At 53.6% G+C, this 17,497-nt stretch carries 18 protein-coding genes; 12 read left to right on the forward strand and 6 right to left on the reverse strand.

Annotation, left to right across the window (positions count from 1 at the left end; translation table 11 throughout):
* Nucleotides 1-28 precede the first annotated feature (28 nt).
* Nucleotides 29-2,188, forward strand: a complete 2,160-nt coding sequence (selD, locus tag GO984_RS16820) for a selenide, water dikinase SelD (RefSeq protein WP_157023773.1) — start codon at nt 29-31, stop codon at nt 2,186-2,188.
* Here selD and mnmH read toward each other — a convergent pair.
* The gene (mnmH, locus tag GO984_RS16825) at nt 2,185-3,246 is read right to left on the reverse strand and encodes a tRNA 2-selenouridine(34) synthase MnmH (RefSeq protein ID WP_157023774.1); all 1,062 of its coding nucleotides are present in this window, start codon (nt 3,244-3,246) and stop codon (nt 2,185-2,187) included. The genes selD and mnmH overlap by 4 nt on opposite strands.
* 172 nt (nt 3,247-3,418) lie before the next feature.
* On the opposite strand from mnmH, the gene GO984_RS16830 reads away from it, so the two are divergent.
* On the forward strand, nt 3,419-3,922 hold the full coding sequence (locus GO984_RS16830) for a MarR family winged helix-turn-helix transcriptional regulator (RefSeq protein ID WP_157023775.1): 504 nt from the start codon (nt 3,419-3,421) through the stop codon (nt 3,920-3,922).
* Here the strand turns inward: GO984_RS16830 and GO984_RS16835 are convergent.
* Nucleotides 3,915-4,604, reverse strand: coding sequence for an SOS response-associated peptidase (locus GO984_RS16835; RefSeq protein ID WP_157023776.1), 690 nt, complete (start codon nt 4,602-4,604; stop codon nt 3,915-3,917). The two genes, GO984_RS16830 and GO984_RS16835, sit on opposite strands and share 8 nt — an antisense overlap.
* 62 nt (nt 4,605-4,666) lie before the next feature.
* Between GO984_RS16835 and GO984_RS16840 the strand changes: the two genes are divergently transcribed.
* Nucleotides 4,667-6,316 (forward strand): tetratricopeptide repeat-containing sulfotransferase family protein, encoded by a 1,650-nt coding sequence (locus GO984_RS16840; RefSeq protein WP_157023777.1) that lies wholly within the window; start codon nt 4,667-4,669, stop codon nt 6,314-6,316.
* A gap of 105 nt (nt 6,317-6,421) precedes the next feature.
* Here the strand turns inward: GO984_RS16840 and GO984_RS16845 are convergent, their stop codons facing one another.
* Nucleotides 6,422-7,999 carry a bifunctional metallophosphatase/5'-nucleotidase gene (locus GO984_RS16845; protein ID WP_157023778.1) on the reverse strand — a complete coding sequence of 526 codons (1,578 nt, stop codon included), beginning with the start codon at nt 7,997-7,999 and terminating at the stop codon, nt 6,422-6,424.
* Between the two features lie 239 nt (nt 8,000-8,238).
* On the opposite strand from GO984_RS16845, the gene GO984_RS16850 reads away from it, so the two are divergent.
* From GO984_RS16850 to arsC, 3 genes are read left to right on the forward strand one after another with little or no spacing between them, the layout of a single operon-like run.
* Nucleotides 8,239-8,577: a DUF952 domain-containing protein gene (locus tag GO984_RS16850; RefSeq protein WP_157023779.1), complete on the forward strand. Its 339-nt coding sequence runs from the start codon at nt 8,239-8,241 to the stop codon at nt 8,575-8,577.
* Nucleotides 8,574-9,632: a quinone-dependent dihydroorotate dehydrogenase gene (locus GO984_RS16855; protein ID WP_157023780.1), complete on the forward strand. Its 1,059-nt coding sequence runs from the start codon at nt 8,574-8,576 to the stop codon at nt 9,630-9,632. Before GO984_RS16850 ends, GO984_RS16855 begins: the two co-directional genes overlap by 4 nt.
* Nucleotides 9,629-9,970, forward strand: a complete 342-nt coding sequence (gene arsC, locus GO984_RS16860) for an arsenate reductase (glutaredoxin) (protein WP_167740384.1) — start codon at nt 9,629-9,631, stop codon at nt 9,968-9,970. The genes GO984_RS16855 and arsC overlap by 4 nt, the downstream gene beginning before the upstream one ends.
* A 54-nt stretch (nt 9,971-10,024) precedes the next feature.
* On the opposite strand, the gene GO984_RS16865 is transcribed toward arsC, so the two are convergent.
* Genes GO984_RS16865 through GO984_RS16875 form a run of 3 tightly spaced genes read right to left on the reverse strand, consistent with a single transcriptional unit; the run spans nt 10,025 to nt 12,277 of the window.
* The gene (locus tag GO984_RS16865; RefSeq protein WP_157023782.1) at nt 10,025-11,347 is read right to left on the reverse strand and encodes an MATE family efflux transporter; all 1,323 of its coding nucleotides are present in this window, start codon (nt 11,345-11,347) and stop codon (nt 10,025-10,027) included.
* Nucleotides 11,328-11,858 carry a PaaI family thioesterase gene (locus GO984_RS16870; protein WP_157023783.1) on the reverse strand — a complete coding sequence of 177 codons (531 nt, stop codon included), beginning with the start codon at nt 11,856-11,858 and terminating at the stop codon, nt 11,328-11,330. The genes GO984_RS16865 and GO984_RS16870 overlap by 20 nt, the downstream gene beginning before the upstream one ends.
* Complete coding sequence (locus GO984_RS16875) at nt 11,855-12,277, reverse strand: PaaI family thioesterase (protein ID WP_157023784.1); 423 nt, start codon at nt 12,275-12,277, stop codon at nt 11,855-11,857. Before GO984_RS16875 ends, GO984_RS16870 begins: the two co-directional genes overlap by 4 nt.
* A gap of 119 nt (nt 12,278-12,396) precedes the next feature.
* Here GO984_RS16875 and GO984_RS16880 point away from each other — a divergent pair, with 119 nt between their 5' ends.
* The 6 genes from GO984_RS16880 (at nt 12,397) to GO984_RS16905 (ending at nt 17,446) form a co-directional block, all read left to right on the forward strand.
* A complete protein-coding gene (locus tag GO984_RS16880) occupies nt 12,397-12,765 on the forward strand; it encodes a MerR family transcriptional regulator (RefSeq protein WP_138164104.1) in 369 nt (122 codons plus the stop codon).
* A gap of 279 nt (nt 12,766-13,044) precedes the next feature.
* Nucleotides 13,045-13,446 (forward strand): MerR family transcriptional regulator, encoded by a 402-nt coding sequence (locus tag GO984_RS16885; RefSeq protein WP_138164103.1) that lies wholly within the window; start codon nt 13,045-13,047, stop codon nt 13,444-13,446.
* A gap of 80 nt (nt 13,447-13,526) precedes the next feature.
* Nucleotides 13,527-15,308: an acyl-CoA dehydrogenase C-terminal domain-containing protein gene (locus GO984_RS16890; RefSeq protein WP_157023785.1), complete on the forward strand. Its 1,782-nt coding sequence runs from the start codon at nt 13,527-13,529 to the stop codon at nt 15,306-15,308.
* A 50-nt stretch (nt 15,309-15,358) separates the two neighbouring features.
* Complete coding sequence (locus tag GO984_RS16895) at nt 15,359-15,571, forward strand: hypothetical protein (RefSeq protein WP_138164101.1); 213 nt, start codon at nt 15,359-15,361, stop codon at nt 15,569-15,571.
* Between the two features lie 44 nt (nt 15,572-15,615).
* Nucleotides 15,616-16,764, forward strand: coding sequence for an acyl-CoA dehydrogenase family protein (locus GO984_RS16900; protein WP_157023786.1), 1,149 nt, complete (start codon nt 15,616-15,618; stop codon nt 16,762-16,764).
* Nucleotides 16,765-16,813: 49 nt separating this feature from the next.
* Nucleotides 16,814-17,446: a glutathione S-transferase family protein gene (locus GO984_RS16905; protein WP_157023787.1), complete on the forward strand. Its 633-nt coding sequence runs from the start codon at nt 16,814-16,816 to the stop codon at nt 17,444-17,446.
* Nucleotides 17,447-17,497 lie beyond the last annotated feature (51 nt).

A 17,497-nucleotide genomic window follows, 5' to 3' on the forward strand; every position in this document is an offset into this window, starting at 1 on the left:
CGGGCCCCGCGATAAGGCCAATCTAACGATGAAGAACTCCCAGCTGCCGTTGACCAAAGATCTGGTTTTAATCGGAGGCGGTCATGCCCATGCGCTGGTTCTGAAAAAATGGGGCATGTCGCCCCTGCCTGGGGCCCGCCTGACCGTCATCAACCCCGGTCCCACCGCACCCTATTCCGGCATGCTGCCAGGATTTGTAGCAGGCCACTATCAGCGCTCGGATCTGGATATTGATCTGGTAAAGCTTGCGCGTTTTGCCGGGGCGCGGGTGGTGCTTGGCGCTGCCGATGGAATTGACACTGCTGCCCGCATGATACGGGTGCCCGGGCGTGCACCGATTGCCTATGACGTTGCCTCCGTTGATATCGGTATTACCTCAGAAATGCCGAACCTGCCCGGTTTTGCGGCCCATGCAGTTCCAGCTAAGCCATTGGGGGCTTTTGCCGCCAAGTGGGATACCTTTCGCGCTGGTCTCGTCCCAGCCCACATTGCCGTCATCGGCGGCGGTGTCGCTGGTGTTGAGTTGGTATTGGCAATGGCATATGCGCTAAAATCACAGGGACGGCTGGCTCAGGCCACCCTGATAGACAGCGCTGAAGCCCTAACCGCAATTGGTGCCACGGCCCGTAACAAACTACGTACAGCACTGACAGAACTAGGCGTGACACTGCTCGAAGGGGTTGGCGTTGAAAGCATCCAACCCGACCATATCCGATTGCAAGATGGTCGCGAGGTGCTCTCTGATTTCACCACCGGCGCAGCAGGCGCGCGCCCTTATGGTTGGATTTCTGAAACCGGGCTGGCCTTGAACGAAGGGTTCATCAGCGTGGATGCCAACCTGAAAAGTTCAGATCCAGCACTATTCGCCACCGGTGATTGCGCCCATCTGACCCACGCGCCGCGTCCGAAAGCCGGGGTCTATGCCGTACGTCAAGCCCCCGTCCTGTTCGACAATCTGCGCGCGGTATTGAGCGGCGGCAAGCTGCGCCCCTATCAGCCTCAAAAAGACTATCTTAAGCTGATCTCACTGGGGCAGAAATCGGCTTTGGCTGAACGACTGGGCCGAACGCTGTCCGGCCCAATGATGTGGCGTTGGAAGAACCGGATCGATCAGAAATTCATGGCGAAGTTTCGCGACTATCCAGTGCTGGAACAACCCACCCTGCCCCCACTTCACACCTTGGGCATGTCGGAGGCCATCGGCGACAAACCAATGTGTGGCGGCTGCGGAGCCAAGGTAGGGCGCAATGCCCTGCGCGCCGCCCTTGCCCCGCTGCCCAGCCCAGAACGAAACGACATTACACCTCTGCCCGGTGACGACGCCGCACTGCTAATGACCGGCGGTGTGCAACAAGTTATCAGTTCGGATCACCTGCGGTCATTAACCGACGACGTTGTGGTAATGGCTCGCATCGCAGCGGTACATGCCCTGGGCGACATTTGGGCTATGGGGGCGCAGCCTCAGGCGGCGACAGCCAATCTGATCTTGCCCCGGATGTCTTCCGAACTACAGGAACGTACATTGCGAGAAATTATGGCCACAGCCAGCCAATTGATGAGAGCGGCCGGTGCTGAAATTGTCGGAGGCCATACCTCACTTGGTGACGAACTAACCATTGGCTTCACCGTCACCGGACTATGTCATCGCCCTGCGATCACACTGGCCGGAGCCCTGCCGGGGGATGTTTTAATCCTGACCAAACCCATTGGATCAGGTGTGATCATGGCGGCGGAAATGGCAGGCCAGGCCAATGGAGAATGGGTTTCTGCCGCCTTGGCGCAGATGTCGCGCCCGCAAGCGCGGGCATCTGAGATCCTGAACTGCGCCCACGCCATGACTGACGTGACGGGGTTTGGGCTTTATGGGCATCTGTCTGGCATCTGCGAAGCCTCTGGCCTTGGGGCCCGGTTGAACACCGGTGCAGTGCCGCTGATGCAAGGCGCTGCGCAACTGGCCGACCTGGGCATTCGCTCGTCCCTGTTTGCCGACAACCGAGCGCTGGCGCCTGATCTGCAAACCTCTTCAGCGCAGGATCTGTTGTTTGATCCACAAACCTCTGGAGGGTTACTAGCTGCGGTATCTGCAAACGATGCCGAAACGCTATTGAAAGAGCTGCAACACGCAGGTGAATCAGCGGCCGTGATTGGGACAATGACGTCAGGGCATTACCGGATAGAACTGATTTAGGCAGGTACAAATTGCTGCAGTAAAACAGTAATCCTGTCTGCTGCACCGTCTAACCCAGCGGCGTCCAGGTCTGCCACCTGGACCTCTGCCACTATCTCAGCATCCACCAACTGGCGTGATTTGGAATAGGCCAGATCATAGTGGTGAACCATCAACGACTCCGTCAACGCGACCTTGTTGCCCTCGCGGATCATCTCAAGCCAAGCGTCCACCACCGCATTGGACCGATGTGCGCGTAGAGGTTCCAGCTTGCGGCGTAACTTATCGGCGTCAGACAGGATATCATCATAGGCCTGCATCAGATAACGACAACGTGCTGCCACAGGCACATCGATCTGAATACGTGGGGCTGCTTTCATCGCGGTCCACAACGATGGAGGAATGACTCTATCACCAATCTTACTGGATTCAGCCTCCACCAGAACTGGGCGTGTTGGATCAAACCGTGCCAGGCAAGACGCAATACCGGTCTCGAACGCCTTTTGGCTTGGCTGAGGTCCTGCCATACCGCCCAGCAATGACCCCCGGTGGTTCGCCAAGCCTTCCAAGTCCAGCACCTGCGCGCCCCGATCTTTTGCCAGTTGCAAAAGATCGGTTTTGGCGGTGCCGGTATAACCATCTAATGCCACCAGACTGTGCGGCAACGGCTGGTCGTACAGATAAGACTTCACCAATCTCCGGTAGGTTTGATAGCCGCCTTCGATCAACTCAGCACGCCAGCCAACCTGTTGCATAAGCCAGGTGAAAGAGCCCGATCGCTGACCACCGCGCCAACAATAGACCAAGGGTCGCCACCCCCCATCCTTTTCCGCCAGTGCGGTTTCTATGTGATGGGCAGAGTTTCGAAACACCATTGCCGCACCAAGTTTGCGGGCCAGGAACCGGCTTTTCTGGACATACATCGTACCAACTTCAGCACGTTCACTATTATCCAGAACCGGCAGACTGATTGCGCCGGGGATATGATCCTCAGCAAATTCACCAGGACTGCGGACATCAATCACACTATCATAGGAGTGATCCAAAAGGTCGAGCAGCGAGGGGAATGTCAAAGCCATGCGCCACCTCTAGCCGCAGCAGGATGTAAGGGAAAGTCTCGTTTTACGCGATATGATAAAAGCAGCTTGCGTAATCGAAGTAATGAAAAGTAATCTTAATGCAGGTATTTTCACCAATACTTCCGAAGGGTGCCCTTCCACCCTAAAACTAGGCTATTACTGCGAGTATAAAATGGAATTATCCCCCCTGGACATTCACAGCATGCCTGGCCACCTGATCCGGCGGCTGAACCAGATTTCGGTTGCCCAATTCATGGAACACGTCACCGCCGCAGGGTTGTCCCTGACGCCGGTACAATTTGCTGCTCTCTGCGCCATCCATGACCACCCCGGTATTGATCAGGCATCCGTTGCAGGGTTGATTGCCTACGACAGGGCAACACTCGGCAAAGTCATAGACCGTCTTGATGCGAGAGGACTTGTGTTGCGCAAAGTGTCCAAATCAGACCGGCGGGCGCGTGAACTGTTCCTGTCGTCTGATGGTGAGACATTGCTGAGCAAAGCGCATCCATTGGTGAAAGCCGCCCAGCCTGACATTCTGTCAGGACTAAGCGCGCAAGAACAAGCGCAGTTCGTGGCATTGCTGCAAAAATTAATACTTGCTGGCAATGATTTAAGCCGGGCACCCCACCGCGGGCTGGACAAGACGGACGATAACAGAACAGGTTCTAAATAAGAGGGTCAGCCCGGTCATCTCCCGCTTCGAAGGGTTCTATAAGTTCTGGCCCCGACGCACGGTTCGAGTTTACGCTCGGGTCTACCCGGTGAAATTCCAGCACGGCTTCACCGCCGGGTCGCATTAGTGTCGCGGCTCCTTTCCCCGCCTCCCCCAACCACAACGGCCAATCCTTCTGTTCCAGAACCACTGGCATCCGGTGATGGATCGAAGACACGTTCTGATTGGCTTGGGTCGTGACTATGGCACAGGTGTTGATTGGATCCTCTTGCCCCCAACTCTGCCAAATACCAGCAAAGGCGATAGGCGCGCGATCACGTCGCTGGAAGTACCATGGTAATTTCCGGTCCTGTAGGTCTTTGGTCCATTCGAAAAAACCGGTCGCTGGAATAATGCAGCGGCGATTGCGACAGGCCTCTCCAAAGGCTGGTTTATTAGCAATGGTCTCTGCCCGTGCATTAATAAGCAGCGGACCGGCAGAAACACTTTGGTACCAATGTGGTACAAATCCCCAACGCATAGGGATCAAGTGGCGTCCATTTTCTCCGCTACGTACGACATGCACTGGGTTTGTTGGACAAACGTTGAAATTGGGAATCTCGGGCAAGCTGTTAGAAGGCTGTGCAGCAAACAGCTGAGCCATCGCATCATTGGGAAGAGTGTTTGCAAGTCGTCCGCACATGGTTCAAAAATCCACAACCAACGAAACTATGTCCAGACCAATTTCAAGGATATTTCACTTTCATGCCTTCGTCGCCCGCAGCCTCTCTGAAATCCAAGATACTCCTCGACATAGAGAACGCTAAGAATTCCCAAGCCCTAAAAAAGGCAAAACTAGGCGTTAAAAAATTTCCTAAGGACCCCGATTTCCGTTCACTGGCAGGCTTTGTGCTACAATCAGAAGGGCAATATAAAAAATCTGTCCCTTTCTTTTTAGGGGCAGCCAAAATTCGGCCTCGTAGTGAAAAAGATATCGAAAATTTGACCTCCGCTCTTGAGATGTCAAACCAAATACCAGCAGCCGAAAAATACCTAACCCAAACGATTGCTCGGTATCCCGACATACTTCACGCTTATAGCCTTCTCGGAAATCTGTTGGCGCGGCAAGAACGATGGAATGAGCTGGTAGAATTCGCCACAAACAGCCTAAGTGTATTTCCTGAAAAAATTGAACTTTTGACTTTACGTGGCACAGCTTACAGCCGTTTGAATCTTTATAATGAAAGCTTCAATGACCGGCTCTCAGCTTATGAACTGTCACCAACACATCCAATGGCCGCCCGACTGTTTGCACAGGCCCTTCATCATAAAGGTGCCCAAGCTGAGGCGAAGAAAGTACTAACCGGAATTGTAGGCAGAAATCCAAAAGACCTCGAGGCGATTTACGACCTCTCTCTGCTAGCGACAGCTAAGGATGCAGGTAAACTCTTAGCGCTAATTGAACAGATTTCTGAAGATGAGGTTCCGGAAGCGGACCTATTGCACTTCGCCCGTGCCAATCTTATCAAAATTTCCAAAGGCCTAACTAGTGCCTTGCCGGTATATGCTAGGGCCAACGCAATCCGGTTTTCCCACCTCCCTTACGAGGCGGAAAGGGAAAACAAGGACTTCAGTTTCGCTGAGCAACAATTCGCAACGAAAAACGTAACAGTGAACTTGTCTGAAGTAGAGGCACGAATACCAATTTTCATCGTTGGCCAACCAAGGTCTGGAACCACTTTGCTGGAAATGATGCTTTCATCTTGCGAACAGGTCCATGGCTGCGGTGAATTGGGCGCTGCCAGACAGTTTTGCAAAACCTTTCAAGAGTCCAACCATCAGTTCAACGCTTCAGATGCGGCTGAGTTGGCCCAACATTATTTTAGTAATCTACCAAATCCAGCCGAAAACAGCTTAGCAACTGTCGACAAAATGCCCCACAACTATCAGATACTGGGTTATATTTTGTCCGCCATCCCAAATGCCAAGATTGTCAATATTCTACGGGATCCCCGAGACACAGCTCTTTCAACATGGATTCAGCGCTTCCCCGTAGGCGGAATACGCTACGCAAATGACCTCATTTCAATGGCTCACAGTGCAAATCTGTATCGTCGCTACATGGAATTGTGGCGGACGACTTTTGCATCCAAAATTCTCAATGTTCAATATGAACAGCTTACTCGCGACCCAGAGAATGTGAGTAAGCGTATTGCGCAACACTGTGGAATAAACTGGGACCCGGCAATGATCTCCCCCGAACGGAACACAGGTACAGTTAAAACAGCCAGCGTCGACCAAGTTCGGAACAAGATTTCAACGAAATCGATAGGAAGCTGGCAACAGGCTGCGGATGAGTTAAAGCCGTTTCTGGACGAACTCGATTTCGACCTCTGGCCCGAGTATGATCTGTGATGGCCAGCTAAACTCAACAGAACGCATTCGCCCGGTACAATTAAGCCCCGCTGAATTGGTCAGCTGGGCTTAATCTCTGCTCATAATATCTCAGTTTCGAAACTCTTACTTCTGAGAGATACGACCGTCTGTGTAAGGCTTATATGGCGAGTTTGTTGCCATGTATTCAGCCAGAACATCAGCCAGATCGGGGCCAAAATCGTAGGCGTTTTTGTCGTCACCTGCGAACATCTTGTAGCCATCACCGCCGCCACGCACATAATTGTTGGTTACAACCATGTAGGTCTTGGCCGGATCAACAGCTACGTATCCGTCACCATCAGCAACCATCACGTCCTGAACACGGCCTTCACCGGCAGCAACGCTTGCGTCCCAGCTAAACTTAAGACCGGCAACCTGTGGGAAGCGACCTTTGACCTCTTCTACTTGGCTCACACCGTTTTCTAGGGCAGCAACCAGCGTTGCGCCATCCAGTTCAAAGGTCGACAGGGTGTTCTGGAACGGCAGAACCGACAGAACTTCACCCATGGTGACTTCGCCCGACTCCATGCTGGCACGAATGCCGCCTGAGTTTGCGATCGCGATTGTTACGCCCTGATCCTTGACCCGAGCCAACATTGCGTCAGCAACAAGGTTGCCCATCTGGCATTCCTGGATGCGGCAAACAGCACGGTCACCGTTGATGGATTCAGCTGATTCAGCCACAACTTTGGTGCGGATCTCTTCCAGCGGTGTGCCCAGCTCAGCAATACGCGCAACTGTGGCTTCGTCTTCGGCCACGGTGGCGTCCATGCTCAAGGGTTCACCTTTGGCTTCAACCACATTGCCAGCATCGTCAAAAGTCACGTTCAATTCACCCAGGAACTTGCCATAAGCATAGGCCTGAACAATCGCTGTGTCGTTGACCATTGTTGGGTAAGGACCAACAGCACGGTCGGACACGTTCGACAGGTAGCTGTTCGAGTGGCCGCCAACAATTACGTCAACACCGGTTGTCTCTGCTGCGACCTTTTGGTCGACAACATAACCGGAGTGACTGAGCACGATGATCTTGTTCACACCTTCAGCTGTCAGGCGGTCTACTTCGGCCTGAACTGCTGCAACCGGATCACCAAAGGTGATGTTCTTACCCGGACTGGCGAGATCAGGGGTGTCTTCGGGTGTTAGACCGATCAGACCAATTTTTTCACCGCCGCGCTCAATCACGGTGGATTTTTTCAGAACATCAGCCAGTGCAGGCTCGGCGCTGACGTCAGCGTTGGACATCAGTACGGGAAAGCCAACCGAATCCATAAATCCACGCAGAACCTCTGGGCCGTCGTCGAACTCGTGGTTACCAACGGTCATACCGTCGTACTCCAGCTTGTTCATCATCTCGGCCGCAACTTTACCCTTGTAGTAGGTATAGAACAGCGAACCTTGGAATTGGTCACCACCATCTACAAGGATCGAATTATTGCTGCGTGCGCGGGCATCAGCGATAGCTGTCACCAAACGGGCAGACCCACCAAAACACTTCCCCTCTGCGTTATCACCTTCACGGCAGCCGCTGTCATACTTGCTGACGGGTTCAAAGCGGGAATGGAAATCATTGGTATGTAGAATGGTCAGATTATAGTCAGCAGCAGCCATACCAGCTGTCAGCCCCAAGGCTGCGACCGAAGTTAGAATACGCATCATCATAATTGAGGTTCTCCCTGTTCTTATTTTTCTCGCCCTATGGCGACGATCGGCGTCATCATTGGGGAATATGACATATTCGCGCCCAGATTGCGGAATCGCAAGGCTCTTGTCACGGCAAGCCCAATGTAACCCCGAGTTAGACAATGAGCGCGACGGTCTTATGACACTTTAACCGTTGTTTTTCTGATCTTGCACGCCAATCTCTTGACCCGGCTGCACCCGCAGGGCATCAGGCTGACATGCTGATTTACAAAATTTTCCGTGCCGACGAATGGGCGGCCTTCGAATCCCAAGGGGAAACTCTGGGTGCACCGATCGACCTAAGCGACGGGTTCATTCATTTTTCAACAGCTGAACAAGCTGCTGAAACCGCAGCCAAGCATTTTGCTGATGCAACGGATCTGATGCTGTTGGCCTATAGTGCCGATACACTAGGTGAAGCGCTTAAATGGGAAGTCTCCCGCGGCAATGCGCTGTTCCCACATTTGTACCGTCCCCTCAAACTATCGGAAATGCTTTGGGTAAAACCACTGCCGCTAGTGGATGGCATCCATCAGTTTCCGGCAGACCTGGCATGAACTTCGTAGAGAAAATAGGGTTAGCTGCCCTGCATCGCATCGACCCTGAGACCGCGCATGGGCTGGCCATCAAGGCACTTAAGATGGGCCTATCTCCAGCACCGGGCCCAGTCACCTCGGCAAGGTTGAAAACTACGTTGGCTGGAATTGATCTGCCCAACCCTGTGGGCCTCGCCGCAGGCTTTGACAAAAATGCTGAAGTCCTGACACCTTTGTCCCAGTCCGGTTTTGGCTTCATCGAAGTGGGAGCAGCCACCCCTCGCCCACAACCTGGAAACCCACAACCAAGACTGTTTCGTCTGACCGAAGACAAAGCCGCCATAAACCGGTTTGGGTTTAATAACCAGGGTATGGACCTTATCGAGCGACGCTTGTCCTTGCGTCCCACGGGAGCGGTGATTGGGCTGAACCTAGGTGCCAACAAAGACAGCGAAGACCGGGCCAATGATTTTGCCAAGGTACTAGCACACTGCGGAGCTCATTTGGACTTTGCCACTGTCAATGTTTCCTCGCCCAACACAGAAAAATTGCGTGACCTACAAGGTAAGGCCGCCCTTTCGGCGCTGTTGTCGGGTGTGATTAAGACCCGCAACGAGCTTGACCGCAAAATTCCAGTGTTTCTAAAAATTGCACCTGACTTGAACGCGGATGAGATACAAGATATCGCCGCTGTTGCTGTGGAAACAGGTGTAGATGCGGTGATCGCCACCAATACCACTTTGTCGCGTACTGGACTGCAAAGCGCGCATAAGGGTGAAGCCGGGGGATTGTCCGGTGCACCGCTGTTTGAGAGTTCAACCCGGGTTCTGGCGCAAGTCTCGCAGCTGCTGGATGGCAAGGTGCCACTTGTCGGTGTTGGTGGCATCAGCACGCCGGAACAGGCCTATGCCAAGATCTGCGCCGGAGCGAGTGCGGTGCAACTGTATACCGCAATGATCTATCAGGGCTTGTCGCTAGCCGGAGACATTGCCCGTGGGCTCGACGATCTGCTGGCCCGCGATGGGTTTGACAATGTCGCTCAGGCCGTGGGCAGCAAACGGGGGGACTGGCTGTGATTACCTATTGGCACAACCCCCGTTGTTCAAAGTCCCGCGCCGGGTTGGCACTGCTGCAAGAGCGAGGCGCTGAAGTGCAAATTCGACTTTATCTGCAGGACCCACCGAGCCTGGAGGAGATCAAACAGGTTCAATCCGCACTTGGTGTATCTGCTATTTCAATGATGCGCAGCTCTGATGCGCGGTTCAAAGAGTTAGGTCTGAGTAAAGACAGCTCCGAGGCCAAGCTGCAAACAGCCATGGCAGCTGATCCGGCACTGATCGAACGACCGATTGCCATATCTGGCAGCCGGGCCGCAATTGGTCGCCCGACTGAAGCAATCGAGGCCCTACTTTAATCCTGTCCACACCGCATTATTCACGCTCGCGGTGTGGAACTTCACGACTTAAAATCAGGCAGCACGCGCCTCTAGCGCCGGATAACGCAGACCCAAGCTGATCCCACGCGCCACAAACGAAATCATCAGTGCCAGCCATAGCCCGTGGTTGCCCAGCATTGGAACCAGCGTAACCACTGCCACAACGTAAACTGCAAAACTAACCAGCATCATATTGCGCATGTCGCGAGTGGCAGTGGCCCCTATGAAGATCCCATCAAATATCCATGCGGCTGCGCTCAGCAGTGGCATCGCAACCATCCAGGGAAGATAAGCCCGCGCCTCGCTGCGCACCAGATCAGCCGTGGTCATCAGATCAATGATCCAGCCCCCAAAAACCGCAAACCCCAAGGCTGTCAACAGACCAAGCCCCAACCCCCAAAGACCTGCCAGTTGGGCGCTGCTCCGCAAGGCTGCGCGCTTGCGCGCGCCCATCGCCTGCCCGACCAGCGTTTCGGCTGCAAAAGCAAACCCGTCCATGCCATAGGCTGTGATCATCAAAAATTGTAGCAGAACCTGATTGGCTGCCAGCACCTCGTCGCCGAAACCGGCCCCAAAGAACATGAATGAGACTACGATCGCCTCCAGTAACAGTGAGCGGATCAGGATATCGCGGTTGACCAAAGCCATGGTTCGCAACCGCGCACGGTCGAACACTTGGGCCCAATTGCACCAATCCGGCAGCCGAAAGATCGCCCGACACAACCATAGCCCAAGCATCAATCCCGAAGTTTCCGCAAGTAAAGTTGCAACTGCGACGCCACTGACACCCCAGCCGAGCCCCAATACAAACCACAGATCTAGCACGATATTGATGCCATTCATCCAGAGCTGCAAAACCAACACCGCACCCGTGCGCTCCTGCGCAATGAGCCACCCATTGATGGCAAACAACCCAATCGCCGCAGGGGCTGACCAGATCCGGATCTGCAAATAATCCCGCGCCATTCCCTCTACCTCGGGTGAGGCTGGCGCAAAGTGAAACGCCATCCAGATCAATGGCAATTGTAACAAAATCAGCGCCAGCCCAGCTGCGGCGGCAATCATCAACCCGCGGGTCAACAACGCAGCGACCTCGCCATGGTCGCCTTTGCCCAGCGCCTGAGCCGCCAGACCGGTGGTGCCCATGCGTAAAAAGCCGAACATCCAGTAGAGAGCACCCAGAATGATCGCACCCAGACCGACGGCCCCAATGGGCGCTGCTGCCCCCATCTGGCCTACCACGCCAGTATCTACCGCGCCCAAAATTGGGACGGTTGCGTTGGACAATACTATCGGCAGTGCAATCTTTAGTACCCGCCTATGCCCCAACACAGGTTCAGGACGTGTTTGCGTCATTCTTCTCGCCCCCTTGAGGCATCAGAAAGTGACCCGTTGCCTGTGCAAACAGCTTATCTTTGTGATCTTGCCAGGCCTCGACCCTGACGCTGGCAAAACGACGACCGGAACGTGCAACTGTGGCCCGCGCATAGGCATCGCGGGGTAGACCAGAGCGAAGATAGTCCACAGTAAAATCGATGGTTTTTGGCTGTCGAGGCAGCTTACCGGCTGCCATCTCTGAAGGATCTAATTCTCCGGCTTCAATCTTGGGCCAAAGATGTAGCCAGTTCAACGTCATCACCGCTGTGACCTCTAGAAAGGCCGCAGTTACGCCTCCATGGATTGCTGGCAGATAGGGGTTGCCGATCAGTTTTTGGTCAAAATTGAGCTGGCCGGTCAGCTCGTCGCCACGACGATCAAAACTGATGTCGAGAAACCGAATATAGGGCACCGAATCGACCAATGCCGTTAGCGCTGCGTCACGGCGTTGTTTGACCACCTGCATTGGTTCCGGACGGGGGCGGCTCAAAACCCTGCCTCCACCGAGAACGCACCCGAAGCGGTAGCCACCGGGCGTTCAGCATCATCGTCGACAGCAACTGCGCGCACAAATGCAACATTGCGACTGATGTGGTGACAGGTGGCTTTGGTGGTAATGGTCTGTCCCGGCGTTGCAGCGCGCATGTAATCGATACGCAAATCAATTGTCGCTGTACCACCAGGCGCCAAAGGATGGCTCATAACTGCCGCACCACAACAGGTATCCATCAAAGCTGACACCGCACCACCATGAATAACCCCAGTTTTGGGATCGCCAATCAACTTGGTATCATAGGGCATGGTGATTTTCGCCATACCATCACCAATTTCGGTCAGCACCAGGCCCAGTTCCTGAGCATGAGGGATGGCCTGAATAAACTGGCGGGCCAGTTGCGTTTTGTCACCCATGTAGCTGTCCCTTTCAAATTGCGCATAGCTTTATGCGCTGCACCTGACTGAATGAGCAACCCCACCTGTTGCACTACACAATGCAAGTGCATAGGTTGCCCTCAAAAGGAGGATCGTGGATGACCGAAGCCAGATTGTCATTCAAAGAGATGTGCGCGGCGTTTGATGTAACGCCACGTACCCTTCGCTATTATGAATACATTGAACTTCTCCAGCCCGACCGCGAAGGCCGATCCCGATTCTATACTGCCCGAGAACGCGCCCGGATGAAGTTGATCATGCGTGGACGCAAGTTTGGTTTTCAGCTGGAAGAGATTCGCCAGTGGCTACTGATCTACGAAAATGAGGGCGATCAAGCCCAAGCCCAAGCTTTTTTGGAAATGGCCGACCGCCAGATGATCGAGCTTAAAGCGCAACGTGAGCAGCTGGATGAAGCCTTGAGTGAACTGACCAGCCTGCGTGAGACCGCAGCTCGCGAGATTACCTGATATCTGGTCTTGTAACACTGTAGATGCAATTGCCTACCAAGTACTCGGCAATACCTCTTTCGGTTCTTGAACCCACCCACAGTCTTAATCGCCTCTGCGCGCGGCACTTTTATGTGTTTTAACGGTGTGATCGCCCTAGAAAGCAGGGCTGGCGCAATTGAACCCAACGTCACAAATCAAACTGACGTTGCGTACAACTTACGTAAACGTCAAGATTGTACTGTATGTTACACTCGAAGTGCACAGCATGAAGACTGCATTGCAGCGAGAGGGATCAAGATGACCGAAGACACCATGACCATTCGCGAGATGTGCGATGCATACGATGTAACGCCACGAACCCTGCGATTCTACGAAGCCAAGGAACTCTTGTTTCCAATTCGTGAAGGCCAGAAACGACTGTTCACCAAGCGAGACAGAGCCCGTCTTAAACTCATCCTTCGCGGCAAACGTTTTGGTTTTAGCCTGGAAGAGATCCGGCAGCTGCTCGATCTCTACCACATGGGGGATCAACAACACACTCAGCTGTCACGCACCTACGACATTGCCTGCGACCGCTTGGCAGATATGGAACGCCAGCGGGATGAGCTGAATGAAGCCATCGAAGACCTGAAGCAGCAATTGAAGTGGGGTGAGAAAGTCATCGCCTCGGCAAAAATTAGCAAAAAAGCCGCCGAATAGGCCAGCCTACTCACAATAAATAGCCACCCTGCTGGGGGGCAACTAACATACCACCGTATCTTGTTACGAGGGAGCACCAAATGCCCATCTACACCGCCCCTACAAAAGACATGCAGTTTTTGCTGCACGACGTTTTGAAAGTCACTGCCTCCAACGTTCCTGGCTACAGCGATTTGGACCCAGAGTTCACCAATGCCATTCTGGAAGAAGCCGGCAAGATTTCAAGTGAAGTGCTACAACCGCTCAACATCATTGGTGATTCCGAAGGCTGCGTCTTGGAGAATGGTATGGTCCGGACACCCTCTGGGTTTAAGGCCGCATTTGATCAGATGAAAGAAGGCGGCTGGACCGGGATAGACATGCCCGAGCAATACGGTGGCCAGAACATGCCATATGTTATCGGCACCGCAATAAGCGAAATGTTTTCCGGCTCCAACCAAGCGTTTACAATGTACCAGGGGCTGACCCATGGCGCGGCCTCAGCCATTTTGGCTCATGGAACAGACGCCCAAAAGGACACCTATCTTCCGAAAATGGTCTCCTGTGACTGGACGGGTACCATGAACCTGACCGAACCACATTGTGGTACCGATTTGGGTCTGATGCGTACAAAGGCAGAGCCACAAGAAAACGGAAGCTATAAAATTTCGGGCCAGAAAATTTTCATCTCTGCCGGTGAACATGACATGGCCGACAACATCATCCATTTGGTACTGGCCAAAATCCCCGGTGGACCAGATGGCATCAAAGGTGTCAGCCTGTTTATTGTTCCCAAATTTCTGGTCAAGGATGATGGCACCTTGGGCGCGCGCAACGGTGTGTCAGTTGGCAATATCGAAAAGAAAATGGGCATCCACGGGAACTCAACCTGTGTAATGAACTATGACGACGCCACCGGCTACCTGCTGGGCGAGGCGCATAAAGGCATGCGTGCCATGTTCACCATGATGAATGAGGCTCGGCTGGGCGTTGGTATGCAAGGCGTATCTCAAGCCGAAGCTGCCTATCAAAATGCAGTGGTCTACGCCAAGGATCGTTTGCAGGGGCGAGATGTGACTGGCACCAAGAATCCAGATGGGCCCGCCGATCCGCTGATCGTGCATCCTGACATCCGGCGTTCACTGATGGATCAGAAAAGCTTTACCGAAGGGGGGCGCGCGTTCCTGTTCTGGGGGGCTAGCATGATCGACGCGGCCCACCGAAGTAATGACAAGGACGCCGACGGTTTGGTGTCGTTGTTGACACCGGTGATCAAGGGATTTCTAACCGACGAAGGTTATGACATGACCGTACGCGCCCAGCAGGTGTTTGGCGGCCATGGCTATATCGAAGAACATGGAATGAGCCAGTTCACGCGTGATGCGCGTATTGCCCAGATCTATGAAGGTGCAAATGGCGTTCAGGCATTGGATCTAGTCGGTCGCAAACTGGCCGTTGATGGCGGCAAGCACGTCATGGCATTTTTCGAAATGGTCAAAACCTTCTGTAAGGAAAACGGCACCATTTCCGAAGCTTTTACCACCGACTTTATTGAACCGCTTAAATCGGCGAGCAAGGACCTGCAGGCCGCTGGCATGTATTTCATGCAAAACGGGATGAAAAACCCTAACCATGCTTTGGCTGGGTCCTATGACTTCATGCATATGTTTGGTCATGTGTGTTTGGGGCTGATGTGGGCACAGATGGCCAAAGCGGCACAGAGCGCGCTTGACGCCGGGTCCTCTGACGCGGCGTTCTATGAGACAAAACTAGTCACTGGCCGTTATTACATGGCACGTCGCTTGCCTGCCACAGCCCTGCATCTCACCCGCATTACCAGCGGTGCTGACACAGTTATGGCGCTGGATGCGGCTCACTTTTAACGGGATGGCGGGATATTCCCGCCCTTCCACACACGGCCCAAGGATGAGACATGCCTAAACGGTTCCGCCTGACCCGCCGCTTTCCAGTGGCCATGACAGAAGACGGCTATCGCCGTCTCAAACGATTTTCCTCAGATGCGGGGCTCGATGAAGGTGAAGCGCTGTCATTCTTGTTCGAAAACTTCGACAGCGTAACCGATACTGAAAACCTGACCCACCGGCTGCGCCTGTTCAACGCCGATCTGGACGACAGAAAAAGATAGGCATGTGCTGACACAAGCACGCCTAAGGGAGAGACATGAGATCAATGACCGTGACAAAGTCCGCCTGGATGACCGACGAACATCAGATGTTATCTGACATGACCGCCCAGTTTATTACCAACGAATGGATGCCCAAATACGACACTTGGCGCCAACAGGGTATGCTGGACAGGAATACCTGGGATCAGGCCGGTGAATTGGGCCTCTTATGTCCCTCCATCCCCGAAGAATATGGCGGTGCGGGGGGCGATTTCGGCCACGAAGCTGCAATCCTGATCGAAAGTAGCCGAGCTAACCTGGCAAGCTGGGGCGCCGGCATTCACTCCGGTATCGTTGCGCACTATATTCTCGCCTACGGCAGTGAAGAGCAAAAACAGCGCTGGCTGCCAAAAATGGTGTCCGGTGAAAAGGTTGGCGCCTTGGCCATGACCGAACCTTCTACCGGATCCGATGTTCAAAGCATCAAAACCAAGGCGATCCGCGACGGAAATGCCTATCGGCTAAGCGGACAAAAGACCTTTATCACCAATGGCCAACATGCCAATCTGATCATCGTCGCCGCCAAAACTGACCCATCACTGGGATCCAAAGGCGTCTCGTTAGTCGTTGTCGAAACCGATGGGGCAACGGGGTTTCAGCGCGGCCGCAATCTTGAGAAAATTGGCCAACACGCGGCAGACACATCAGAACTGTTTTTCGACAATGTCGAAATCCCGCCCGAGAACATCCTTGGCAATGCCGAGGGTCAAGGGTTCTACCAGATGATGCAGCAGCTACCACAAGAACGGCTGATCATCGCAGCTGGTGCAATTGGCGCAATGGAAGGTGCCGTTGCACGCACCATCGCCTATTGCAAAGAACGTGAAGCCTTTGGCGGCCCACTGACCCAGTTCCAGAACACCCGCTTCAAACTGGTTGAATGCCTGACAAAAACCAAAGTCGCGCGTGCCTTTTTCGATGAATGTATGGCCGACCATCTGCGTGGTGAACTGACCGTCGAAAAAGCCGCAATGGCCAAATACTGGATTACCGATACTCAGGGCGAAGTGCTGGACGAATGCTTGCAACAGCACGGTGGCTATGGGTTCATGCAAGAGTACGCCGTTGGCGAGATGTGGACTGACGCTCGGGTGCAGCGGATCTACGGCGGCACCAACGAAATCATGAAAGAACTGATTTCTCGCAGCCTTTAAAAATAACGCAGGTCAAAAACCTGCACCAGGAAGGATTCAGGAGTACACAATGACGATTAAACTACATTGCTTTGGCGAAAGCGGCCACTCCTACAAAGCCGCGCTTGCACTCGAACTGGCAGGACAAAATTGGGAACCCGTTTTTGTCGACTTCTTCAGTGGCGTTCACCGTACGAGTGAATACCGAGACCTGAACGTCATGGCCGAGGCCCCGGTGATGATAGATGGAGACGTTCTTCTGTCACAATCTGGCGTCATCCAACAGTACATCACAGACAAAACCGGCAAATTCGGCGGCAAACCCGAGGAAAAGTATGAGGTGCTTCGTTGGGTCTTGTGGGACAATCACAAGCTGTCCAGCCAAGTGGGTATGACCCGCTTTCTAATGAACTTTTTACCTGAGGAAAAGCGCCCTGCTGATGTGATCGGTTTCATGCTTGGGCGACTTAGGGCCGCGTTCAAGACATTGAACCACCATCTGGAAGGTCGCGAATGGATTGTTGGCGACGAGCTGACCAATGCGGATCTGACGTGTTGCGGTTACCTGTTTTACGAAGAGCCATTTGGTTTTGATCGCAAAGACTATCCCAACATCGACGCCTGGCTGAATCGTATCAGCGACCTGCCCGGCTGGAAACACCCATATGATTTAATGCCCGGCAATCCGTCGGATAGAGCCTAACGTAGTTTCGAATGCCTGATGCTTCTAACCGGGCAAACCTATTCAACCGGA

It is taken from the genome of Parasedimentitalea huanghaiensis (assembly GCF_009753675.1).
Lineage (GTDB): Bacteria > Pseudomonadota > Alphaproteobacteria > Rhodobacterales > Rhodobacteraceae > Parasedimentitalea > Parasedimentitalea huanghaiensis.

Bases quoted from the DNA above. Each gene is read 5' to 3' on its own strand.
- selD (WP_157023773.1), top strand. From the start codon at position 29: ATGAAGAACTCCCAGCTGCCGTTGACCAAAGATCTGGTTTTAATCGGA.
- mnmH (WP_157023774.1), bottom strand. From the start codon at position 3,246: ATGGCTTTGACATTCCCCTCGCTGCTCGACCTTTTGGATCACTCCTAT.
- GO984_RS16830 (WP_157023775.1), top strand. From the start codon at position 3,419: ATGGAATTATCCCCCCTGGACATTCACAGCATGCCTGGCCACCTGATC.
- GO984_RS16835 (WP_157023776.1), bottom strand. From the start codon at position 4,604: ATGTGCGGACGACTTGCAAACACTCTTCCCAATGATGCGATGGCTCAG.
- GO984_RS16840 (WP_157023777.1), top strand. From the start codon at position 4,667: ATGCCTTCGTCGCCCGCAGCCTCTCTGAAATCCAAGATACTCCTCGAC.
- GO984_RS16845 (WP_157023778.1), bottom strand. From the start codon at position 7,999: ATGATGATGCGTATTCTAACTTCGGTCGCAGCCTTGGGGCTGACAGCT.
- GO984_RS16850 (WP_157023779.1), top strand. From the start codon at position 8,239: ATGCTGATTTACAAAATTTTCCGTGCCGACGAATGGGCGGCCTTCGAA.
- GO984_RS16855 (WP_157023780.1), top strand. From the start codon at position 8,574: ATGAACTTCGTAGAGAAAATAGGGTTAGCTGCCCTGCATCGCATCGAC.
- GO984_RS16865 (WP_157023782.1), bottom strand. From the start codon at position 11,347: ATGACGCAAACACGTCCTGAACCTGTGTTGGGGCATAGGCGGGTACTA.
- GO984_RS16875 (WP_157023784.1), bottom strand. From the start codon at position 12,277: ATGGGTGACAAAACGCAACTGGCCCGCCAGTTTATTCAGGCCATCCCT.
- GO984_RS16880 (WP_138164104.1), top strand. From the start codon at position 12,397: ATGACCGAAGCCAGATTGTCATTCAAAGAGATGTGCGCGGCGTTTGAT.
- GO984_RS16885 (WP_138164103.1), top strand. From the start codon at position 13,045: ATGACCGAAGACACCATGACCATTCGCGAGATGTGCGATGCATACGAT.
- GO984_RS16890 (WP_157023785.1), top strand. From the start codon at position 13,527: ATGCCCATCTACACCGCCCCTACAAAAGACATGCAGTTTTTGCTGCAC.
- GO984_RS16895 (WP_138164101.1), top strand. From the start codon at position 15,359: ATGCCTAAACGGTTCCGCCTGACCCGCCGCTTTCCAGTGGCCATGACA.
- GO984_RS16900 (WP_157023786.1), top strand. From the start codon at position 15,616: ATGACCGTGACAAAGTCCGCCTGGATGACCGACGAACATCAGATGTTA.
- GO984_RS16905 (WP_157023787.1), top strand. From the start codon at position 16,814: ATGACGATTAAACTACATTGCTTTGGCGAAAGCGGCCACTCCTACAAA.